The sequence below is a fragment of the Pseudomonas sp. GM50 genome (genome assembly GCF_000282375.1).
Lineage (GTDB): Bacteria > Pseudomonadota > Gammaproteobacteria > Pseudomonadales > Pseudomonadaceae > Aquipseudomonas.
This window is the reverse complement of the sequence record NZ_AKJK01000052.1, coordinates 23961-42782: the sequence shown is the minus strand read 5'-3', so window position 1 is coordinate 42782 and position 18822 is coordinate 23961. Positions and strand designations below refer to the sequence as shown.

Annotated in this window: 21 protein-coding genes; 11 read left to right on the top strand and 10 right to left on the bottom strand. The window is 58.7% G+C overall.

What is annotated here, in order from left to right; genetic code table 11:
* Positions 1-251: 251 nt before the first annotated feature.
* Complete coding sequence (locus PMI30_RS16715; protein WP_007898495.1) at positions 252-878, top strand: response regulator transcription factor; 627 nt, start codon at positions 252-254, stop codon at positions 876-878.
* Between the two features lie 91 nt (positions 879-969).
* Here PMI30_RS16715 and PMI30_RS16720 read toward each other — a convergent pair whose 3' ends face one another.
* From PMI30_RS16720 to metG, 8 genes are all read right to left on the bottom strand, one after another.
* Positions 970-1149 (bottom strand): PA3496 family putative envelope integrity protein, encoded by a 180-nt coding sequence (locus PMI30_RS16720; RefSeq protein WP_008009293.1) that lies wholly within the window; start codon positions 1147-1149, stop codon positions 970-972.
* A gap of 107 nt (positions 1150-1256) precedes the next feature.
* The gene (gene nth, locus PMI30_RS16725) at positions 1257-1895 is read right to left on the bottom strand and encodes an endonuclease III (protein ID WP_007898489.1); all 639 of its coding nucleotides are present in this window, start codon (positions 1893-1895) and stop codon (positions 1257-1259) included.
* Between the two features lie 25 nt (positions 1896-1920).
* Positions 1921-2511, bottom strand: a complete 591-nt coding sequence (locus tag PMI30_RS16730) for an Rnf-Nqr domain containing protein (RefSeq protein ID WP_008009291.1) — start codon at positions 2509-2511, stop codon at positions 1921-1923.
* Positions 2504-3115, bottom strand: coding sequence for an RnfABCDGE type electron transport complex subunit G (locus PMI30_RS16735; protein ID WP_008009289.1), 612 nt, complete (start codon positions 3113-3115; stop codon positions 2504-2506). The genes PMI30_RS16730 and PMI30_RS16735 overlap by 8 nt, the downstream gene beginning before the upstream one ends.
* The gene (locus PMI30_RS16740) at positions 3112-4104 is read right to left on the bottom strand and encodes an RnfABCDGE type electron transport complex subunit D (RefSeq protein WP_008009287.1); all 993 of its coding nucleotides are present in this window, start codon (positions 4102-4104) and stop codon (positions 3112-3114) included. Before PMI30_RS16740 ends, PMI30_RS16735 begins: the two co-directional genes overlap by 4 nt.
* Entirely contained in the window at positions 4091-5098 is a 1008-nt protein-coding gene (gene rsxB, locus PMI30_RS16745; protein ID WP_008009285.1) for an electron transport complex subunit RsxB, read from the bottom strand. Before rsxB ends, PMI30_RS16740 begins: the two co-directional genes overlap by 14 nt.
* Positions 5095-5664 carry an Rnf-Nqr domain containing protein gene (locus PMI30_RS16750; protein WP_008009284.1) on the bottom strand — a complete coding sequence of 190 codons (570 nt, stop codon included), beginning with the start codon at positions 5662-5664 and terminating at the stop codon, positions 5095-5097. Before PMI30_RS16750 ends, rsxB begins: the two co-directional genes overlap by 4 nt.
* A 243-nt stretch (positions 5665-5907) precedes the next feature.
* Positions 5908-7959 carry a methionine--tRNA ligase gene (gene metG / locus PMI30_RS16755; RefSeq protein WP_008009281.1) on the bottom strand — a complete coding sequence of 684 codons (2052 nt, stop codon included), beginning with the start codon at positions 7957-7959 and terminating at the stop codon, positions 5908-5910.
* A 218-nt stretch (positions 7960-8177) separates the two neighbouring features.
* Between metG and apbC the strand changes: the two genes are divergently transcribed.
* Positions 8178-9272 carry an iron-sulfur cluster carrier protein ApbC gene (gene apbC / locus PMI30_RS16760; protein ID WP_008009279.1) on the top strand — a complete coding sequence of 365 codons (1095 nt, stop codon included), beginning with the start codon at positions 8178-8180 and terminating at the stop codon, positions 9270-9272.
* A gap of 92 nt (positions 9273-9364) precedes the next feature.
* On the opposite strand, the gene PMI30_RS16765 is transcribed toward apbC, so the two are convergent.
* The gene (locus tag PMI30_RS16765) at positions 9365-10123 is read right to left on the bottom strand and encodes an SDR family oxidoreductase (protein ID WP_032835342.1); all 759 of its coding nucleotides are present in this window, start codon (positions 10121-10123) and stop codon (positions 9365-9367) included.
* 170 nt (positions 10124-10293) lie between these two features.
* Here PMI30_RS16765 and PMI30_RS16770 point away from each other — a divergent pair, with 170 nt between their 5' ends.
* The 4 genes from PMI30_RS16770 to groL all read left to right on the top strand — a co-directional run bounded on the left by PMI30_RS16770 (position 10294) and on the right by groL (position 13802).
* Positions 10294-11025, top strand: a complete 732-nt coding sequence (locus tag PMI30_RS16770) for a HugZ family pyridoxamine 5'-phosphate oxidase (protein WP_008009277.1) — start codon at positions 10294-10296, stop codon at positions 11023-11025.
* Between the two features lie 66 nt (positions 11026-11091).
* Complete coding sequence (locus tag PMI30_RS16775; RefSeq protein ID WP_008009275.1) at positions 11092-11568, top strand: FxsA family protein; 477 nt, start codon at positions 11092-11094, stop codon at positions 11566-11568.
* Between the two features lie 247 nt (positions 11569-11815).
* A complete protein-coding gene (locus tag PMI30_RS16780; RefSeq protein ID WP_008009274.1) occupies positions 11816-12109 on the top strand; it encodes a co-chaperone GroES in 294 nt (97 codons plus the stop codon).
* A 49-nt stretch (positions 12110-12158) separates the two neighbouring features.
* On the top strand, positions 12159-13802 hold the full coding sequence (gene groL / locus PMI30_RS16785) for a chaperonin GroEL (protein ID WP_008009270.1): 1644 nt from the start codon (positions 12159-12161) through the stop codon (positions 13800-13802).
* Between the two features lie 193 nt (positions 13803-13995).
* Here the strand turns inward: groL and PMI30_RS16790 are convergent, their stop codons facing one another.
* A complete protein-coding gene (locus PMI30_RS16790) occupies positions 13996-14739 on the bottom strand; it encodes a phosphatase PAP2 family protein (RefSeq protein ID WP_008009267.1) in 744 nt (247 codons plus the stop codon).
* 216 nt (positions 14740-14955) lie between these two features.
* Between PMI30_RS16790 and colR the strand changes: the two genes are divergently transcribed.
* From colR to PMI30_RS30590, 5 genes are all read left to right on the top strand, one after another.
* Positions 14956-15639, top strand: a complete 684-nt coding sequence (gene colR / locus PMI30_RS16795) for a two-component system response regulator ColR (protein WP_007898434.1) — start codon at positions 14956-14958, stop codon at positions 15637-15639.
* On the top strand, positions 15629-16909 hold the full coding sequence (locus PMI30_RS16800; protein ID WP_008009264.1) for a sensor histidine kinase: 1281 nt from the start codon (positions 15629-15631) through the stop codon (positions 16907-16909). Before colR ends, PMI30_RS16800 begins: the two co-directional genes overlap by 11 nt.
* Positions 16910-17049: 140 nt before the next feature.
* Complete coding sequence (locus tag PMI30_RS16805) at positions 17050-17718, top strand: class I SAM-dependent methyltransferase (RefSeq protein WP_008009262.1); 669 nt, start codon at positions 17050-17052, stop codon at positions 17716-17718.
* A 4-nt stretch (positions 17719-17722) separates the two neighbouring features.
* Positions 17723-18436, top strand: coding sequence for a lipopolysaccharide kinase InaA family protein (locus tag PMI30_RS16810; RefSeq protein ID WP_008009260.1), 714 nt, complete (start codon positions 17723-17725; stop codon positions 18434-18436).
* 2 nt (positions 18437-18438) lie between these two features.
* On the top strand, positions 18439-18666 hold the full coding sequence (locus PMI30_RS30590) for a hypothetical protein (RefSeq protein WP_026331876.1): 228 nt from the start codon (positions 18439-18441) through the stop codon (positions 18664-18666).
* Positions 18667-18822: the final 156 nt, after the last annotated feature.

Here is an 18822-nt window from a genome sequence, read left to right as displayed (position 1 = left end):
AGTGTCAGACCCTGTTCTTGTGTTTTTTTGGTTGAAAGTCGATACAAAAAACTGTCGAAGTGCTGAACCGCGTTCGGCTGGTAGCAATCTCATGACTCATGATATGCAATGATTTTTTGTAGGAATAATCCGTGTTGTTTGTAGGCCATGTCTCTCGCTGCGGGTGGCCGGGGGTGACGGCATGCCATGGGTGAAACGACTAGGCTATGGTGCGGGCTCTAAAAATTCGAACAGCGAAATTGGACTTGCCCATGAATAAAGTGCTGATCGTGGATGATCACCCCGTCATTCGTCTTGCGGTACGTATGCTAATGGAACGTCATGGCTACGAAGTCATTGCAGAAACAGATAATGGTGTAGATGCATTACAACTTGCCCGTGAACTAATGCCGGATATTGTCATTCTGGATATTGGAATACCGAAGCTGGATGGGTTGGAAGTCATCGCGCGTCTGGCATCGACGGCGATGCCTCTTAAAGTACTGATATTGACGTCCCAGGCGCCAGGGCACTTTTCCATGCGTTGCATGCAATCGGGTGCCGCGGGATATGTCTGCAAACAACAGGATCTCACTGAGTTGCTCAGTGCAATAAAAGCCGTACTGTCAGGCTACAGCTATTTTCCTAATCAGGCTCTGCATACCGTGCGTTCCAGTCTTGGGAACGCCAGTGAAGCCGATATGGTGGATCGTTTGTCCGGGCGAGAGATGATGGTCCTGCAACAGCTGGCCCGAGGAAAGACAAACAAGGAGATCGCCGATGGAATGTTCCTCAGCAATAAAACCGTCAGTACTTACAAAACCCGTTTGTTGTTAAAGCTTAATGCTCGCTCACTGGTCGACCTGATCGAATTGGCTCAACGCAATGGCCTGGTATGAAGCTGCCAGCGTTTGACGAGGCGCGATGAACGGGCGTTTATCAGGGGGCGGCACTTAGTAAAAAGCCTCCGTTTCGGGAGGCTTTTAGGTGTCATAAGTCAAAATCGTAATCGGCCAATTGCTTCTGCAGTCGGCGCTCCTCCAGCAGATTGTCGATGGTGCGGCGTTTGCTCAGGTTGGTCTTCGCCACTTCCACTATCGGCTCTGCGTCATCGGCCTCAACGGGGGTGAAGTCGTCTTCTACGTCCAATTGCTCTTTGCCAGTGCTCATAAGGTTAACTCCAGGCTAAGGCTGCCTTTGGCGCTCCTTATATCGACAATTTCCCGGCGGGTAAAAAAGATTTTTTCAATCGATCAATCAAAAAAACTAATAGAGCCTCAATCGTCCGAGGTCTTTTGCTTGTATTCGCACAAATCCTCGATCCGGCAACTGCCACAGCGCGGCTTGCGGGCCAGGCAAACGTAGCGCCCATGGAGAATCAGCCAGTGATGGGCGTCGAGCAGATATTCCTTGGGCACGAATTTCATCAGTTTCTGCTCCACCTCCACCACGTTCTTGCCGGGAGCAATGCCGGTACGGTTGCTGACCCGGAAAATGTGAGTGTCTACGGCCATGGTCAGCTGACGAAAGGCGGTATTGAGCACCACGTTGGCGGTCTTGCGGCCGACACCGGGCAAAGCTTCCAGCGCTTCGCGAGTCTGCGGTACTTCGCCTCCATGGCGCTCCACCAGCAAGCGACAGGTTTCGATCACGTTTTTCGCTTTGCTGTTGAACAGGCCGATGGTCTTGATGTACTCAGACAGCCCTTCGACGCCCAAGGCATGGATCGCCGCTGGCGTATTGGCCACCGGGAACAGTTTGGCGGTGGCCTTGTTTACGCCGACATCGGTCGACTGCGCCGAGAGAATCACGGCGATCAGTAATTCGAACGGTGAGGCGTAGGCCAGTTCGGTCTTCGGTTCAGGGTTGTCTTCGTGAAACCTGCGGAAAATTTCAAGACGTTTTGCGGCATTCATGGGCGATGCGTTTCCTCGAAGGCGGTCAATGTGGGGCAGCCGGGCGGCGGGTCCAGGCTTGATGTGCGGCGATCAGCAGTCCCAGCAGAATAAACCCGCCAGGGGCCAGTGTGGCCAGGTGCAGGCCCCCGTCGGCGACGAGAGTCCAGCCTTGCCAGTCCGGTTGCGTGGCACCGGCCATCCAGGACAGATGGCTACCGAGTGTCCCGTTGCCGATGAACTCGCGCAGCAAGCCCAAACCCGCCATCAAGGCGCCGAACAGGCCACACAGACGCAGTCGATCACGCCATGTGTCCTGGAAAAAACCGTTATGTTCCAGCACAACGCATTGCAGGGCGATCAATCCTGCGTAGAAACCCAGGTGCTGGTGCCATTGGAGCGACCAGGCTTGCGTGGCAAGTTCCGCGCAACTGGTCAGCGTGGCCGCCAGCAGCAGGCTAGCGAGCAAATGTGTGGCCGGCATCAGTCGCGAGCGCAAAACGCCCATGCTTACACCATAAACACTGAGCACCAGGGCGAACATCAGCCACAGGCCCAGGGCCGTTACCAATGAATCAGTGACGCCGATCAACGGCGTAAGCATCAGCGAGTTCTGCAGGGTTGATGACTTATTCATGAACGCTGCTCCCGATCAGCAGTTGCCGGTGTTCATCGAAGTAGCGCAGCGCGTCATGGGTGGCATTGATCACCGCTCTTGAGGTGATGGTCGCGCCCGCGATCTGATCGAATTGCCCTTGGTCCTTTTTCAAGGCCCAGCCATTGTCATCGGGGTCGGTTAGCGATTTTCCGGTAAACACCTGAAGCCAGGCATTGGGCCAGTCGGCGAGCTTTCCACCCAGCCCCGGCGTTTCCGATTGCTTGAGGGTTTTAACCCCCACTAACTTGCCTTGGGGGTCGATGGCGATCAGCAAATCAATGGCGCCGGCGTAGCCCAGAGTCTGGCTACGCAGCAACACAGCGCTCGGTTGGCCGGCCTTGGAAGCCAGGTAGCCACCCAACAGTGTGCTGTTGGCCAGGCGAGTGCTTTCTAAGCTGAGGGATTGTTCCAGTGGCTGATTGTCGTAGCTGTCGGGCGGCAGCAGATCCAGTAACTGGCGGCTGTCGATCAGGCGTTGTTCGGCGGCAATGCGCGCGGCGCTGGTGTGCTGCACGAGGTAAGTCGCACCCATCCCCAGGCCTGCCAGCACTACCAGGATCACAACGCTCGTCGCTCGGTTCATGGGGCAACCTGCTCCTGTCTGGACGCGGCAAACCGCTCCAGCGCCGGTACACAGAGGTTCATCAGCAAAACCGCAAAGGCCACGCCGTCCGGATACCCGCCCCATGTGCGAATCAGGTAAGTCAGTAACCCCACGCCTGCGCCGAACAGTAATCGGGCGATGGGGCTTTTTGCACCGGATATCGGTTCCGTCACGATGAAGAAGGCACCGAGCATGCTCGCGCCGGTGAGCAGATGAAACAGTGGCGAGCCATGAGAATCGGAGCCCGTACCGTTCCAGCACAACAGGCTGATGATGAACAGGCTGGCGAGCATGCCGACCGGTGCATGCCAACTGAATACCCGCCGCTGCAGCAGAAACGCACCGCCTGCCAGAAACGCCAGGTTGACCCATTCCACACCTCGGCCACCGAAACGGCCGAATGCCGGATTGCCGGCGAACAGTTCTTCCATGGTCAGGTTTTTGTTGATTCGCAGACTGTCCAGCGCCGTGGCCTGGGCCCACGCATCGGGTGTCTGGCCGAAGCTGAAGCCGAACACCTGTTGCAGCCCACCGAACAAATCCATGCCATGGGACGACGGCCAGTGAGTCATTTGCTGGGGAAATGTCACCAGGACCAGCGCGAAACCGAGCATCGCCGGATTGAACGGATTCTTGCCGACGCCGCCATACAAGTGCTTGCCGAAAAACAGTCCGAACGCCGCAGCACTGACCGTCAGCCACCACGGGCAATAAGGCGGCAAGGCCAGCGCCAACAGCGTCGCACTGACCAGCGCACTGCCGTCGCTCAATGTCGGTTTTACCGGTTGCTTGCGCAGCTGCAACACCGCCGCTTCAACGGCCAACGCGGTTGCCGCCGTCAGAGTCAGGTTGATCAACACCCCCCAACCGTACAGCCAGAACAACATCAGCATCCCCGGCACAGTGGCCAGCAATACCAGCTTCATGGCCTGTTGAAGGCGTTCGTCCACCGATTCAAGGGGCGGCATAGGCATCCACCTGACGCTCGGCTTCGCTGAGCGCATTTTGCAACGCTTCGATCTGTTCGGCCGGCGCCTCGCTTGTTTGAGCTTTCTTGAGTTCGGCGCGGCGCATGGCCAGCTGGATCTTCGCCCGTTTCAGCTCGGCATCTTTTGCCGGGGCAGGTGGCGCAGAGACCGGCGGTGCGCCGCTCTCCAGTTGCGCCAGCGCCTGTTCGGCGGCGTCGAACTGCTGTTGCAGTACGATCAGTTGCGATTGCTGTTCGAAGGTCGGTGGATGCCCGAAGGCCTTGAGCGATTTGTTCAGCTGCGCCCGACTCATCGCCAGATCGACCTTGGCCTTTTTCAATGCCGCATCGGCATTGGCGGCTTTCTGTGCGCGGACGCGCTCGAGTGCGGCCTGAACCGGGTCGAGCGTCACTTCGCTGGGCTGCACGGCGCGTTGGGCGCGGGCCTGGCGTTCGGCGAGCTTCTGCTCCTCTTCGCGATGCAAACGGGCATTGCGCTGTTCGAAACGGCGTCGTGCGTGATTGCGCTTGGCGGCCCGGGCCTGTTGTTCCTCCAGGCTGAACGCCAGCCCGCCGACAATCGGCAGCACCGTGGCCAGCGGTAACGGATGCATCTCGATGCAATCCACCGGGCAGGGCGCCACGCAGAGGTCGCAACCGGTGCACTCGTCGACGATGACCGTGTGCATGAATTTCGCCGCGCCGACAATGGCGTCGACCGGGCAGGCCTGAATGCACTTGGTGCAGCCGATGCATTCGGCTTCGCGGATGTAAGCGATCTGCGCCGGCGCCGAGCCGCGACTGACGTCCAGTTCCAGCACTGGCACTTTCAACAGGTCGGCCAGGGCCGCGATGGTTTCGCTGCCACCCGGTGGACACTTGTTGATCGGCTCGCCGCTAGCGATGCCTTCGGCGTAGGGTTTGCATCCGGGGTGGCCACACTTGCCGCATTGGGTCTGCGGCAAGAGGGCGTCGATGCGTTGAATCAGACTCATGTTTTGATCAGCCCGCTGAATCCGAGAAAAACCACCGCGATCAATCCGGCGCCGATCAATTCGATCGGCAGGCCGCGAAAGGGCAGGGGGATATCGTTGTCGAGTGTGCGCTGGCGCAAGTCGCTGAACAGACTCAGCACCAGCCAGAACCCCAGCCCGGCGCCAAGGCTCAGGGCCATGGCGTGGAAAACTCCCTTGTCGTTCTGAGCGTTGAGCAACGTCAGCCCAAGCACGCCGGCATTCCCCAGCAGCAGGGGCCAGAGACCGTCGAATGAAAGCTTCGCCAATAACCGGGAAAGCAGTTTCAGCAGAGGGGCGATCAGCAGAACGCTCAACGGCAGGAACACGAACAGCCGCAGCGACGTCAGCCCCAACGGCACCAGTAGCCAGCGGTAGAGCGCATAGCCGAGTATGCCGACGATCAGCATCAGGCACGTTGTCGCGATACCCAGCGCGTGGACCTGTGGCCGCTCGCTGCCCAGCACCGGATCGACGCCCAGCGGCCAATGCAACACGAGGTTGTTGATCAGGGCAGCGCTGATAAGCGTAAGAAGCAGTTCGGTCATGATCGGTCTACCTGAAGCGTCCGTATCCACACATCGTTGGGCTGCTGGGTAAATCTGTAGGCGCTGCCGCAGGCTGCGATCTTTTGACTGTGTTTTTTAAAGACAAGGTCAAAAGATCGCAGCCTCGTTTCACTCGACAGCGCCTACAAGGTGAGGCCGGAGTTGAGAGATAGTATGGGCCAGACATGAAAAACCCACAGTCATGCCAGGCACGACTGTGGGATCGGTCCAGCGGATCGAGCCTTACTTGATGCGCTGACCCGGCTTGGCGCCGCTGTCGGGGCTCAGCAGGTAGATTTCTTCACCGCCAGGGCCAGCGGCCATCACCATGCCTTCGGAGATCCCGAATTTCATTTTGCGGGGCTTGAGGTTGGCGATCATCATGGTCAGGCGACCATTGAGCTTGGACGGGTCCGGGTAGGCGCTCTTGATCCCGGAGAACACGTTGCGTTGCTCGTCACCGATGTCCAGGGTCAGGCGCAGCAGCTTGTCGGCACCTTCCACGGCTTCGGCCTTGAGGATCAGCGCAACGCGCAGGTCTACAGCGGCAAAGGTGTCGAACTCGATCTCTGGCGACAGCGGATCCTTGGCCAGTTCACCGTTGCCGACGGGTGCAGCTTCGCCGGTGTCGGTTGCGCTGGCGGTCAGGTCTTCTTTCGAGGCGTCGGTCATGGCTTGTACTTTTACCGGGTCGATGCGGGTCATCAACGGTTTGAACTCGTTCAGCTGATGGTTGCTGAGCAAGGTGGCGTGATCGTTCCAGGTCAGCGGGGCGACGTTCAGGAACGCCTCGGCATCGGCGGCCAGCAATGGCAATACCGGCTTGAGGAAAATCACCAGTTGGCGGAACAGGTTGATGCCCAGGGCGCAAATGGCCTGGACTTCATCTTGCTTGCCTTCCTGTTTGTTCAGCGACCACGGCGCCTTGTCGGCGATCCAGGCGTTGGCGCGGTCGGCCAGGCCCATGATTTCACGCATGGCACGTGCGAAGTCGCGAGCCTCGTAGGCATCGGCAATGCTTGGCGCTGCGGCCAAAAAGGCGTCGGTCAGTTCCGGCGCGGCGTTGCCGGCTACCAGTACACCGGCGTTGCCTTTATGGATGAAGCCGGCGCAACGGCTGGCGATGTTGACGACTTTGCCGACCAGGTCGGAGTTGACCTTCTGCACGAAGTCTTCGAGGTTCAGGTCCAGGTCATCGACGCCACGGCCCAGCTTGGCGGCGTAGTAGTAGCGCAGGTATTCCGGAGACAGGTGATCCAGGTAAGTCCGCGCCTTGACGAACGTGCCGCGGGACTTGGACATCTTCTGGCCGTTGACGGTCAGGTAGCCGTGTACGTTGATGCCGGTCGGTTTGCGGAAACCGGCGCCTTCAAGCATGGCTGGCCAGAACAGGGCGTGGAAGTTGACGATGTCCTTGCCGATGAAATGGTACAGCTCGGCGGTGGAATCCTTGCCCCAGAACGCGTCGAAGTCCAGGTCCGGACGGCGGGCGCAGAGGTTCTTGAAGCTGGCCATGTAGCCGATTGGCGCATCCAGCCACACGTAGAAATATTTGCCCGGCTCGTCGGGAATCTCGAAGCCGAAGTACGGCGCGTCGCGGGAGATGTCCCACTGTTGCAGGCCGGCATCCAGCCACTCGGCGATCTTGTTGGCTACGGCCTCTTGCAACGTGCCACTGCGGGTCCAGGCTTGCAGCATTTCCTGGAAGTCCGGCAGCTTGAAGAAGAAGTGCTGGGAATCCTTGAGCACCGGAGTGGCGCCAGAGATTGCCGACTTCGGATCCTTGAGGTCGGTCGGCGCGTAGGTCGCACCGCATTTTTCGCAGTTGTCGCCGTACTGGTCTTCGGTGCCGCATTTGGGGCAGGTGCCCTTGATGAAGCGGTCGGCCAGGAACATTTTCTTTTCCGGGTCGAAGTACTGAGTGATCGAGCGCGTGGCGATGTGCCCGGCGTCGCGCAGCTTCAGGTAGATCTGGCTCGACAGCTCACGGTTTTCTTCGGCGTGAGTGGAGTGGAAGTTGTCGAAGTCCACCAGGAACTCGGCAAAGTCGGCGCTGTGTTCAGCCTGGACGTTGGCGATCAGTTGTTCCGGGGTGATGCCTTCCTTTTCCGCGCGCAGCATGATGGCCGAACCGTGGGCGTCGTCGGCGCAGACATAAATACATTGATTACCGCGATGCTTCTGGAAGCGCACCCACATATCGGTCTGGATGTATTCCAGCATATGGCCGAGGTGGATCGAACCATTGGCATAGGGCAGGGCGCTGGTGACGAGGATCTTGCGTGGCTCGGACATGGGGCTCGGCTACTTGATGAAACGGAGGTCGGCCACTATAAAGCGCTGGCGCATATTTTTCACCCCTGCGACCTGAAGGCTTATTGTTGCAAAAGAGCTTTTGTGGCGAGGGGGCTCGCCACAGGTAAGCTCTCTGGCCGCAGTAATCTGTTCGCCACAAATGTGTGTCCGGCGTACGATACCCGCCTGATTTTCCAGTCTTGCTATCGGAGTTGCCCATGAGCGCCGTCAATCGCGCAGCGGTGGAAGCCGTCCTTCGCCAATACACCGACCCTTACCTGAACCAGGACCCGGTCAGCGCCGGGTGCGTGCGCGGCATCGATATTCAGGGTGATCGCGTCAGCGTCCAGCTGGAGCTGGGTTACGCCGCCGGTCTGTTCAAGAGCGGCTGGGCGCAGCTGCTGCAACTGGCCATCGAAGGCCTGGACGGCGTCGTCACCGCGCGCGTCGAGATCACCAGCGTGATTGCCGCGCACAAGGCCCAGGCACAGATTCCGGGGCTGGCCAACGTCAAGAACGTCGTGGCCGTGGCGTCCGGCAAGGGCGGTGTGGGCAAGTCCACCACCGCTGCCAACCTAGCCCTGGCGCTGGCTCGCGAAGGCGCCAAAGTGGGGATTCTCGACGCGGACATCTACGGTCCGAGCCAAGGCATCATGTTCGGCATCCCTGAAGGCACCCGACCAAAGGTCAAGGATCAGAAGTGGTTCATTCCGATTGAATCCCATGGCGTCGAAGTGATGTCCATGGCCTTCCTGACCGACGACAACACGCCGATGGTCTGGCGGGGGCCGATGGTGTCCGGTGCCTTGTTGCAACTGGTCACGCAAACAGCCTGGGGCGACCTGGATTATCTGGTTATCGACATGCCGCCAGGCACCGGCGATATCCAATTGACCCTGGCGCAGAAAGTCCCGGTGGCCGGTGCGGTAATCGTGACCACCCCACAGGATCTCGCATTGCTAGACGCGCGCAAGGGCGTGGAGATGTTCCGCAAGGTCAACATCCCGGTGCTGGGCGTGGTGGAAAACATGGCCGTGCACATCTGCTCCAACTGCGGGCATGCCGAGCATCTGTTCGGTGAGGGCGGCGGTGTGAAGCTGGCCAACCAGTACGGTGTCGAGCTGTTGGCTTCGTTGCCACTGTCGATGCTGATCCGCGAACAGGCCGATGGCGGCAAGCCAACGGTGATCGCCGAGCCAGACAGCCAGATTGCGATGGTTTACCAGGAACTGGCCCGCCATGTCGGCGCGCGGATTGTGTTGCAGGAAGCGGCGACGCCAGCGATGCCGAACATTACCGTCAGCGACGATTAAATCGTTTGTGTAGGAGCCAGGCTTGCCGGCGAAGGCGTCCTCAAGCCCGCTTTCGCCGGCAAGCCTGGCTCCTACAGGAGCGTGATCTTGCTTTAGATCCGCAACCCGCCATCCAACTCCAGAATCCGACCGGTGTAGTAGTCGTTCTCGAAAATGTACGCTGCCGACTGGGCGATCTCTTCAGGTTTGCCCATGCGCTTGAGCGGAATCCCGGACGTCATTTTCTCCAGCGCTTCGGGCTTCATGCTCAGGGTCATCTCGGTTTCGATGAAACCCGGCGCAATGCCCGCCACGCGAATGCCGTAGCGTGCCAGTTCCTTGGCCCAGGTCACGGTCGCCGCAGCGACACCGGCCTTGGCGGCGGAGTAGTTGGTCTGGCCGATGTTGCCGGCGCGCGAGATCGACGAGATATTGATGATCGCGCCGCTGTTTTTCAGCTCGACCATTTTCGCCGCGACTTCACGGGTGCACAGGAACACACCGGTCAGATTGACGTCGATGACTGCCTGCCATTGGGCCAGGCTCATCTTGGTCATTTCGCCGTCCTTGACCTTCAGCAGCAGGCCATCGCGCAGAATGCCGGCATTGTTGATCAGGCCATGGATCGCGCCGAAATCGTCGGCCACTTGAGCGGCCATATGGGTCACCTGTTCTTCATCGGCGACGTTGCACAGGTAGGCGCGGGCCTCGACACCCTTGGCTTTGCAAGCCGCGACGGCAGCGTCGAGTTTTTCCTGATTCAGGTCCACCAGCGCCAGCTTCGCGCCTTTGCCTGCAAGGTACTCGGCCATGGAGCGGCCTAAACCCTGGCAACCGCCGGTGATAATGATTACTTTGTCAGTGAGTTGCATTCGCATAGCCCCATAGCAGTTCGGAGTGGTTTTCCTTCTATTCTAGAGGACCTCTCGATCTGAGCCTGATATGGCCTGGCTGCACATGAGAACTGCCCCTATGGCGTGCTGGAACTTTTACCCAGTCGCCTGTCCGTTTTTTTGACGGATTCTATATAAGGAGTCATAAATTGAGCGTTGTAGTGGCTAAGCATGCCCGAGAATTGCTTCTCAAGGAATACCGTGGAGTGCTCTCGACGCACTCCAAAGCGATGCCCGGTTTCCCGTTTGGCTCCGTGGTTCCCTACTGCCTGGATGAGCAGGGCCGGCCGCTGATCCTTATCAGCCGCATCGCTCAGCACACTCACAACCTGCAGAAAGATCCGAAATGTTCGCTGCTGGTGGGGGAGCGTGAAGCCGAAGACGTACAGGCCGTTGGTCGCCTGACTTACCTGGCCGAGGCGGAAAAGCTCCAAGACCCCGCTGCCATCGAGGCGGCAGCCGAGCGTTACTATCGCTATTTCCCCGACTCGAAGAACTATCACAAGGCCCATGATTTCGATTTCTGGGTGCTCAAAGAAGTACGTCACCGCTACATTGGCGGCTTCGGTGCGATTCACTGGATCGATCAGTTGACCCTCGCCAACCCGTTCGCCGGCAAGGCCGAAGTGAGCATGGTCGAGCACATGAATGCCGATCACGCCAAAGCCATTGCGCACTACGTCGAGCTGGCGGGTCTGCCGAAAACCGCTCCGGCGCAATTGGTGGGTATCGACACCGAAGGCATGCACTTGCGCATCGGCCAGGGGCTCTACTGGCTGCCGTTTCAAACGCCCTGTAATACGCCGACACAAGTCCGGGAAGCCTTGGTTTTCCTGGCTCACGCCGAGCATTGGCCGAAAAATGAAGTGGCCGACGCTTGAATTCACGAAACGGCGACGTCATCTAAGGAAAACTGGCAAGGTATTCTTGCGTTGAGGAACCATTTGATGCGCCCTTTTTTATTGCTCTTTGTACTGTTCCCGGTGTTGGAGCTGTTCGTATTCGTCAAGGTCAGCGGGGCGATCGGGTTTTTCCCGGCCCTGCTGCTGATCATTCTCGGCTCGATGCTCGGCGTGTTCGTGCTGCGTGTCGCCGGTCTTGCTACTGCGCTGCGCGCCCGTGAAAGCCTGAACCGCGGCGAACTGCCGGCCCAGACCATGCTCGAAGGCCTGATGCTGGCCCTGGCGGGCGGTCTGTTGATTCTGCCGGGCTTCGTCACCGACGTGCTGGGCCTGATCATGTTGCTGCCGATCTCTCGTCGACTGCTGGCCAACAAAATGCGTCGGCGCGCCGAGGAACAAGCGATGCGTCAGCGCGCGTTCGCCGATGACCTTCAGCCACGGGGCGGTCCTGCCCCGCAGCGGCCACTGGGCCGCGAGCCCAATGTGATCGAAGGCGAGTTCGAACACCGCGATTCCAAGTAACACTTCCATCGACACGGCACCTTCGGGTGCCGTGTTCATTTTCAGGGCATTGAGATAAAAATTTTTCGCTCCCCGCCCTTGAAATAAGCTTGTGCGCCCTTATGTAACGGTCACCGCAAGGTTTCTGGCGATTACGCCAGACAGACTTCCGCGGTTCGCTTGACGAACCGCACCCGGCACCGCCGGATTTGTTAAACCCGCCGGGAATACACCGGCCGATGAAAACCACAATTAGGAGAGATCGACAATGAAGCTTCGTCCTCTGCATGACCGCGTCGTCATCCGTCGCAGCGAAGAAGAAAAGAAAACCGCTGGCGGTATCGTCCTGCCAGGTTCGGCTGCTGAAAAGCCAAACCAGGGTGAAGTCCTCGCTGTAGGCCCAGGCAAAGCACTGGACAACGGTGAAGTGCGTGCGCTGGCCGTGAAAGTGGGTGACAAGGTTGTGTTCGGCCCTTACTCCGGCAGCAACACTGTGAAAGTCGACGGCGAAGACCTGGTGATCATGGCTGAGAACGAGATTCTCGCTGTTGTCGAAGGCTGATTCCCCGCTCATTTTCCCGCTACTACAAAGTATTTAAGGAATATCGATCATGGCTGCTAAAGAAGTTAAATTCGGCGATTCCGCCCGCAAGAAAATGCTCGCCGGTGTCAACGTCCTGGCTGACGCAGTAAAAGCGACCCTGGGCCCTAAAGGCCGTAACGTGATCATCGAGAAGAGCTTCGGCGCTCCGACCATCACCAAGGACGGCGTTTCCGTTGCCAAAGAAATCGAGCTGAAAGATCGCTTCGAAAACATGGGCGCGCAGCTGGTCAAAGACGTTGCCTCCCGTGCCAACGATGACGCAGGCGACGGCACCACCACCGCTACCGTTCTGGCTCAATCGATCGTCAACGAAGGCCTGAAAGCCGTCGCTGCCGGCATGAACCCGATGGACCTGAAGCGCGGTATCGACAAAGCGACCATCGCGATCGTCAAAGAGCTGAAAGCCCTGTCCAAGCCTTGCGCTGACACCAAGGCCATCGCTCAGGTCGGCACCATCTCGGCCAACTCCGACAGCTCCATCGGCGACATCATTGCCGAAGCCATGGAAAAAGTCGGTAAAGAAGGCGTGATCACCGTTGAAGAAGGCTCGGGCCTGGAAAACGAACTGTCGGTTGTTGAAGGCATGCAGTTCGACCGTGGCTACCTGTCCCCGTACTTCGTCAACAAGCCAGAGACCATGACCGCCGAGCTGGACGGTCCGCTGATCCTGCTGGTCGACAAAAAGATCTCCAACATCCGCGAAATGCTGCCAGTACTGGAAGCCGTTGCCAAAGCTGGCCGTCCACTGCTGATCGTGGCCGAAGACGTTGAAGGCGAAGCCCTGGCGACTCTGGTTGTGAACAACATGCGTGGCATCGTTAAAGTCGCAGCCGTCAAGGCTCCAGGCTTCGGCGACCGTCGCAAGGCCATGCTGCAGGACATCGCTGTTCTGACTGGCGGTACCGTTATCTCCGAAGAGATCGGTCTGAGCCTGGAAAGCACTACCCTGGAACACCTGGGTAATGCCAAGCGCGTGATCCTGTCCAAAGAAAACACCACCGTGATCGACGGTTCCGGCGTTGAGGCTGACATCCAGGCTCGCGTGCTGCAGATCCGTCAGCAAGTGGCTGACACTTCGTCCGACTACGACCGTGAAAAACTGCAAGAGCGCCTGGCCAAGCTGTCCGGCGGCGTTGCAGTGATCAAGGTTGGCGCCGGTTCCGAAGTTGAAATGAAAGAGAAGAAAGCCCGCGTTGAAGACGCCCTGCACGCTACCCGTGCAGCCGTTGAAGAAGGCGTGGTACCTGGCGGTGGCGTGGCACTGGTTCGCGCTCTGCAGGCTATCTCCGAGCTGAAAGGCGACAACGATGACCAGAACGTTGGCATCCAGTTGCTGCGTCGCGCTGTTGAAGCGCCACTGCGTCAGATCGTTGCCAACTCCGGCGACGAGCCAAGCGTAGTAGTCGACAAGGTCAAGCAGGGTTCGGGTAACTACGGTTACAACGCTGCTACCGGCGAATACGGCGACATGATCGAAATGGGTATCCTGGACCCGGCCAAAGTGACTCGTTCGGCTCTGCAAGCGGCTTCGTCGATTGCCAGCCTGATGATCACCACCGAAGCCATGATCGCTGAGATCAAGGAAGACGGCCCAGCTGGCGGCGGCATGCCAGACATGGGCGGTATGGGTGGCATGGGCGGCATGATGTAAGCCAGCCTTACCCCGTACATAAAAACCCCGCCTGCATCGAGCAGGCGGGGTTTTTTATTGCCCGTCACAAAGGTGTGTTGTTCATGAAAGCCCCTTCGCGGGCAAGCCTCGCTCCTACAGGTATTGAGTCGGACGCAATACCCGCGCACGCCATGAACCTGTAGGAGCGAGGCTTGCCCGCGAAGGCGTCAGCTCAGACGCTGACAGGTTCCGCGCTGTCTACTCGCTCAGCCTTGGACGCCGGTCGATAAAGGATGTAGTAATACGCCCCCAGACAAATCAGCCAGCAGAAAATCGCCGTCCACACGTTGTGCGAAAAGAAGTGCGCGCCTTGCATCATCCGGCTGATGGAAAACACCGAGCCCAACGTAAAGGCCAGGACAAACGCCTTGCGTGCCAGTCGCGGGCGACGATCGCGCAACACGAAAAACAGCGCAAACAACGTGAAGCCAGTCGCTGCATGACCACCGGGCCAGCAGCGGCCTGGCTTGTCGGTGTGCGGGCGAGGGCTGAGCAGTTCGCTGTAGGTTTCGTGCCCGCCGAATTGCTCCAGGCTCCATGGGCATTGCACGGCCGTCACTGCTTTGACCGGGGTGACGAACGAGGTTGCCAGTGCCAGAGACAACACCAGGCAACCCAGTTCACGTTTGAACGGCTTGAGCCTTTCCATGAAAAAGGAGCCGACGAAGCCCAGAATGGAGAACACCGAAAAGGCGATGACCACTTGCTTGGCCCGGTCATGCAGGATGTTTTCCAGGAAGTAGCTGTGCCGTCCGATGAACTCGCCTGCCACCGGGTCATAGAAACGCTTGGCAAGGTCCATGTCCAGGGAGGTCAGTTCGAGCAACAGCAGAGTGATCGCCGCAATGGCGGGCACTCCCAGGCATAGCCATACATTCAATGGCCTGGAAGCGGGGCGGGCAGCGGTCGAAGCCATGGCAATTCCTTGGTGAGTGAAATGTTCTTAAGAGCGCAACCGCGGGAGTCTGAACACGCCTCTGTCGTCAGCTTGTGAATCGATGGTGAAAAAGTTGTTAAGGCCGTTTCAGGTTTTTTTGTCGGATTTACCCCCGCACGCCGCCCTATCCCTGAGCCACACTTGGCCTTAAGCTGCGCGCCAAGACAGCCGTTACTGTGTACGGAGGAGGTGCCGATGCGAATTCTATTGGTTGAAGACAACCGCGATATCCTGGCCAACCTGGCCGATTACCTTGGGCTCAAGGGTTACACCGTGGATTGCGCGCAGGACGGTCTGTCAGGCCTGCACCTGGCGGCCACCGAACATTACGACTTGATCGTGCTCGATATCATGCTGCCTGGCATCGACGGCTACACCCTGTGCAAACGTCTGCGCGAAGACGCCCGCCGCGACACGCCAGTGATCATGCTCACTGCCCGCGATCAACTGGATGACCGTTTGCAAGGCTTCAAATCCGGTGCTGACGACTATCTGATCAAACCCTTTGCCCTGTCCGAACTGGCTGCGCGGATCGAGGCGGTCATGCGCCGTGCCCAAGGGGGCGGTCGCCGTACCTTGCAGGTCGGCGATCTGAGCTACGACCTCGATACCCTGGAAGTGACGCGCGAAGGCCGTCTGCTGAAACTCAACCCGGTGGGCCTGAAGTTGCTGGCCGTGTTGATGCAGAAAAGCCCCCATGTGTTACGCCGCGAGGTCCTCGAAGAAGCCCTGTGGGGAGATGACTGCCCGGACAGCGACAGCCTGCGCAGCCACGTCCATCAACTGCGCCAGGTGATCGACAAGCCGTTCGACAAGCCCTTGCTGCACACGGTGCATGGCGTCGGTTATCGCTTGGCCGAGGGCCGTGATGGAGTTTAAGCAGAGCCTTTCTCAGCGGATCATCATCGCCTTTGCGTTGATGAGCGCGCTGGTCGCGGGAGCCTTCGCCATGGGCATCATAGCGACCGTGCACCTGGTGGAAGAGAAACTGATTTCGGCAGGTCTGGGCGGCGATTTGCAACGTCTGTTGCTGATGGACAGCGTGTCGGACTGGAGCCACCGCCCCGAGCCGGACCAGTTGTTCTATTTCAGCGGCGGGCCGGGCGACTTTGAGTTGCCCAAGGATTTGCGGCACCTGGACTCAGGCTTTCATGAAGTCTTTCGCGAGCAGCTGTCGTACCACGCGATGGTCGAAATCGTCGACGGTCGGCGTTACGTGCTGTTGCAGGACCAGAGCGATTTCGAAGAGCGTGAGCGGGTGCTGTTTGCCGTGGTGCTGGTGGGTTTCGTGCTGAGCCTGGCATTGGCTGTATTCCTTGGCTGGGTGCTGGCGCGCAAGGTCATGGCGCCGGTGGTGCGCCTGGCCCGTCAGGTGCGTCATCGCGATCAATTGCTGGGCCTGGCGCCGCCACTGGCGCCGGATTATGCCGCCGATGAAGTGGGCGAACTGGCCGTGGCCTTCGACGCTACCCTCGGGCGCTTGCGTCAGGCGTTGACCCGTGAGCGATTGTTCACCAGTGACGTCAGCCACGAGCTGCGCACGCCGTTGATGGTGTTGGCCAGTTCCTGTGAGCTATTGCTGGAAAACCCCGGTATCGATCAACGCGGGCGCGCTCAGGTCGAGCGAATCGCCCGTGCGTGTGCCGAGATGCGCGAGCTGGTGCAAACCTTCCTCATGCTGGCTCGCGCTCAACATGAAGACGCCAGCATGGCCCCCCAGCAGACCCTGAGCCAAGTGGCCGACGGGCTGCTCTGTCAATGGCGCGAGCCGATCGAAGCCAAGGGCCTGACGCTGAACGTTGAGCCGGGCAATCCGCCGGACACCCGCTATAACGCGACCCTTCTGCATGCGGTAATGGGTAACCTGTTGCGTAATGCACTGCATTACACCGAGCACGGGTTTATCCGTTTGGCGATGACGGATACGGGGTTCGTGGTCGAGGACAGTGGAGTCGGTATTCCCGAGGAAAAACGTGAGGCGATGTTCGAGCCTTTCGTGCGTGGCAACGAGAAACGTGGCGAGGGGCTGGGGCTGGGACTGTCGCTGGTACAGCGGATTTGTGAGAACCAGGGCTGGAGCGTCAGCTTGACGAACATGGAACCCAATGGCTGCCGTTTTCAGGTGGATTTGAGTCCTTCCCGGATCTGATGGAGAAAACGAAATTCGGTCCTGTAAAACCCTGAAATACTTCCGGGTTTTACATGACAAATTTTTCACAAATGCACGACCTGACACTGACACCTCGCTACCTAAGGTGGTGGTCATCAGAAGTTCAGGAGACTGCAGTGATGGCTGGTCCGATCAAACTCGATTTTTCCGAAAAGTACGACGATCAACACGCCCAGAAGTATTTGCGCAAACATCAGGCAGGTCTCGGTCGCCGACTGTCCCACTGGCGTGACGAACAATTGGCGCGAAAAGCGCTGACGCTGGCCGGTGAGCCAGGATTGGTCCTCGATTTACCGTGCGGCGCGGGGCGTTTCTGGCCGCTGCTGGCGGAAAAACACAACCGTGTCATCATCGGGGCCGACAACTCGGAGTCCATGTTGAAGACGGCCATGCAGGCGCAACCCGCCGACGTGGTAAAACGGGTACAACCCTTGCACACTTCTGCATTCGACATTGCCTTACCCGATAACGCCGTCGACAGCATTTTCTGTATGCGCTTGCTTCATCACATCGGTGAAGCCGAGCATCGACTGGCCATCCTGCGCGAATTCGAGCGCGTCACCCGCGACAGCGTGATTGTTTCGTTGTGGGTGGACGGCAATTTCAAGGCCTGGAAACGCAAGCGCGCCGAGAAAAAGCGTGGGCAGGAGGGTTACCAAAATCGATTTGTGTTACCGGCTGCCACGGTTGAAAAAGAATTCGAGCAGGCGGGTTTCCGTATCCAGGAGCAACTGGATTTTTTACCGCTCTACGCCATGTGGCGGGTCTATGTATTACGCAAGAGGTAACAGGATGGCAGCGCAGTGTGCAGCACAAACGGAAATTGCTTCTCAGGACCGCTTCGACTATTTCTGGAACCTGCGCGGTGAATGGGTAGAAGAACCCAATGTCCGTCGTGGTGGAGAAAGTGGCGTGCAGCGCGTCATGGGCAGTGATGGACAGCTGCTCTACACCAAGCGTCAAACCGGGCATATCTATCGCAGCGGGTTACACCCGTTCGGCCGGCCGACAGTGTTGCGCGAGCGTGATGCGCTCATTGGCCTGCGCCTGCTCGACGTTCGTGTTCCGGAAATCGTTTTCTGTGGGGCACAGCGCGATCCTCTGCACAAATGGCGCGCATTGCTGGTTACCAAGTCCCTGGATGGCTTCGAAGAAATCCAACACTGGTACGCGGCTGGCGGTCGCGAGCGTTATGGTGAGGCAGTGCATGATCGCGTTTTGAAGGATCTGGCCGACAACCTGGCCCGCATGCACAAGGGCCGTTGGCAGCACAGCTGCCTCTATATCAAGCACGTATTCGTGCGGGTCACCGGTGAGGGCGAGTCAGCCAAGGTCGAAATTGCCTTGATCGATCTGGAGAAATGCCGGCAGCGTTTGACCGCCCGTCAAGCGGCGGGCCATGACCTGAAACAACTGCGTCGCCACTCGTCGTTCAGCGATACAGACTGGAAAAAACTCGTCTATCTTTATGAAACGGCGTTTGGCAGCGCTATCAAAGGCTTATAACAATGAAACTCGAAATTGCACGAGGTTTGTTTTTAGCCGGAGCCTTGGCAGTTGCTTCATTGGCGGTGGCTGCCTGGGAGCAGCCCCGCACTCAAGTCCTCAGCTCCGTGCACGGTGACGCGCATTGTCCGTTGCCCCGGGTTGCCAAAGCACCCGTGGCCACTCAACCCGATCATGATTTATTACTGTTCATGTTCGGACTTTCTCAGGGACTGAGGCCACAAAGTTGAACAGATTGAAGCCCAAATGAAAGGCCTCGCAAATGCGAGGCCTTTTTTGTATCCAATGACTCAAGCCTTGCGCGATCCATTGTGGGAGCGAGCCTGTGTGGCGAGGGGGCTTGCCCCCGTTGGGTCGCAACGCGGCCCCAAAACCTGCAATCGAGG

Excerpts from the sequence above, each read along its gene's own strand:
- PMI30_RS16735 (WP_008009289.1), bottom strand. The coding sequence starts at position 3,115 with ATGAACCGAGCGACGAGCGTTGTGATCCTGGTAGTGCTGGCAGGCCTG.
- PMI30_RS16810 (WP_008009260.1), top strand. The coding sequence starts at position 17,723 with ATGGCAGCGCAGTGTGCAGCACAAACGGAAATTGCTTCTCAGGACCGC.
- PMI30_RS16765 (WP_032835342.1), bottom strand. The coding sequence starts at position 10,123 with ATGCAACTCACTGACAAAGTAATCATTATCACCGGCGGTTGCCAGGGT.
- PMI30_RS16780 (WP_008009274.1), top strand. The coding sequence starts at position 11,816 with ATGAAGCTTCGTCCTCTGCATGACCGCGTCGTCATCCGTCGCAGCGAA.
- PMI30_RS16805 (WP_008009262.1), top strand. The coding sequence starts at position 17,050 with ATGGCTGGTCCGATCAAACTCGATTTTTCCGAAAAGTACGACGATCAA.
- groL (WP_008009270.1), top strand. The coding sequence starts at position 12,159 with ATGGCTGCTAAAGAAGTTAAATTCGGCGATTCCGCCCGCAAGAAAATG.
- rsxB (WP_008009285.1), bottom strand. The coding sequence starts at position 5,098 with ATGAGTCTGATTCAACGCATCGACGCCCTCTTGCCGCAGACCCAATGC.
- PMI30_RS16730 (WP_008009291.1), bottom strand. The coding sequence starts at position 2,511 with ATGAATAAGTCATCAACCCTGCAGAACTCGCTGATGCTTACGCCGTTG.
- PMI30_RS16740 (WP_008009287.1), bottom strand. The coding sequence starts at position 4,104 with ATGCCGCCCCTTGAATCGGTGGACGAACGCCTTCAACAGGCCATGAAG.
- nth (WP_007898489.1), bottom strand. The coding sequence starts at position 1,895 with ATGAATGCCGCAAAACGTCTTGAAATTTTCCGCAGGTTTCACGAAGAC.
- PMI30_RS16790 (WP_008009267.1), bottom strand. The coding sequence starts at position 14,739 with ATGGCTTCGACCGCTGCCCGCCCCGCTTCCAGGCCATTGAATGTATGG.
- PMI30_RS16750 (WP_008009284.1), bottom strand. The coding sequence starts at position 5,664 with ATGACCGAACTGCTTCTTACGCTTATCAGCGCTGCCCTGATCAACAAC.
- PMI30_RS30590 (WP_026331876.1), top strand. The coding sequence starts at position 18,439 with ATGAAACTCGAAATTGCACGAGGTTTGTTTTTAGCCGGAGCCTTGGCA.
- PMI30_RS16775 (WP_008009275.1), top strand. The coding sequence starts at position 11,092 with ATGCGCCCTTTTTTATTGCTCTTTGTACTGTTCCCGGTGTTGGAGCTG.
- PMI30_RS16720 (WP_008009293.1), bottom strand. The coding sequence starts at position 1,149 with ATGAGCACTGGCAAAGAGCAATTGGACGTAGAAGACGACTTCACCCCC.
- colR (WP_007898434.1), top strand. The coding sequence starts at position 14,956 with ATGCGAATTCTATTGGTTGAAGACAACCGCGATATCCTGGCCAACCTG.
- PMI30_RS16800 (WP_008009264.1), top strand. The coding sequence starts at position 15,629 with ATGGAGTTTAAGCAGAGCCTTTCTCAGCGGATCATCATCGCCTTTGCG.
- metG (WP_008009281.1), bottom strand. The coding sequence starts at position 7,959 with ATGTCCGAGCCACGCAAGATCCTCGTCACCAGCGCCCTGCCCTATGCC.
- PMI30_RS16715 (WP_007898495.1), top strand. The coding sequence starts at position 252 with ATGAATAAAGTGCTGATCGTGGATGATCACCCCGTCATTCGTCTTGCG.
- apbC (WP_008009279.1), top strand. The coding sequence starts at position 8,178 with ATGAGCGCCGTCAATCGCGCAGCGGTGGAAGCCGTCCTTCGCCAATAC.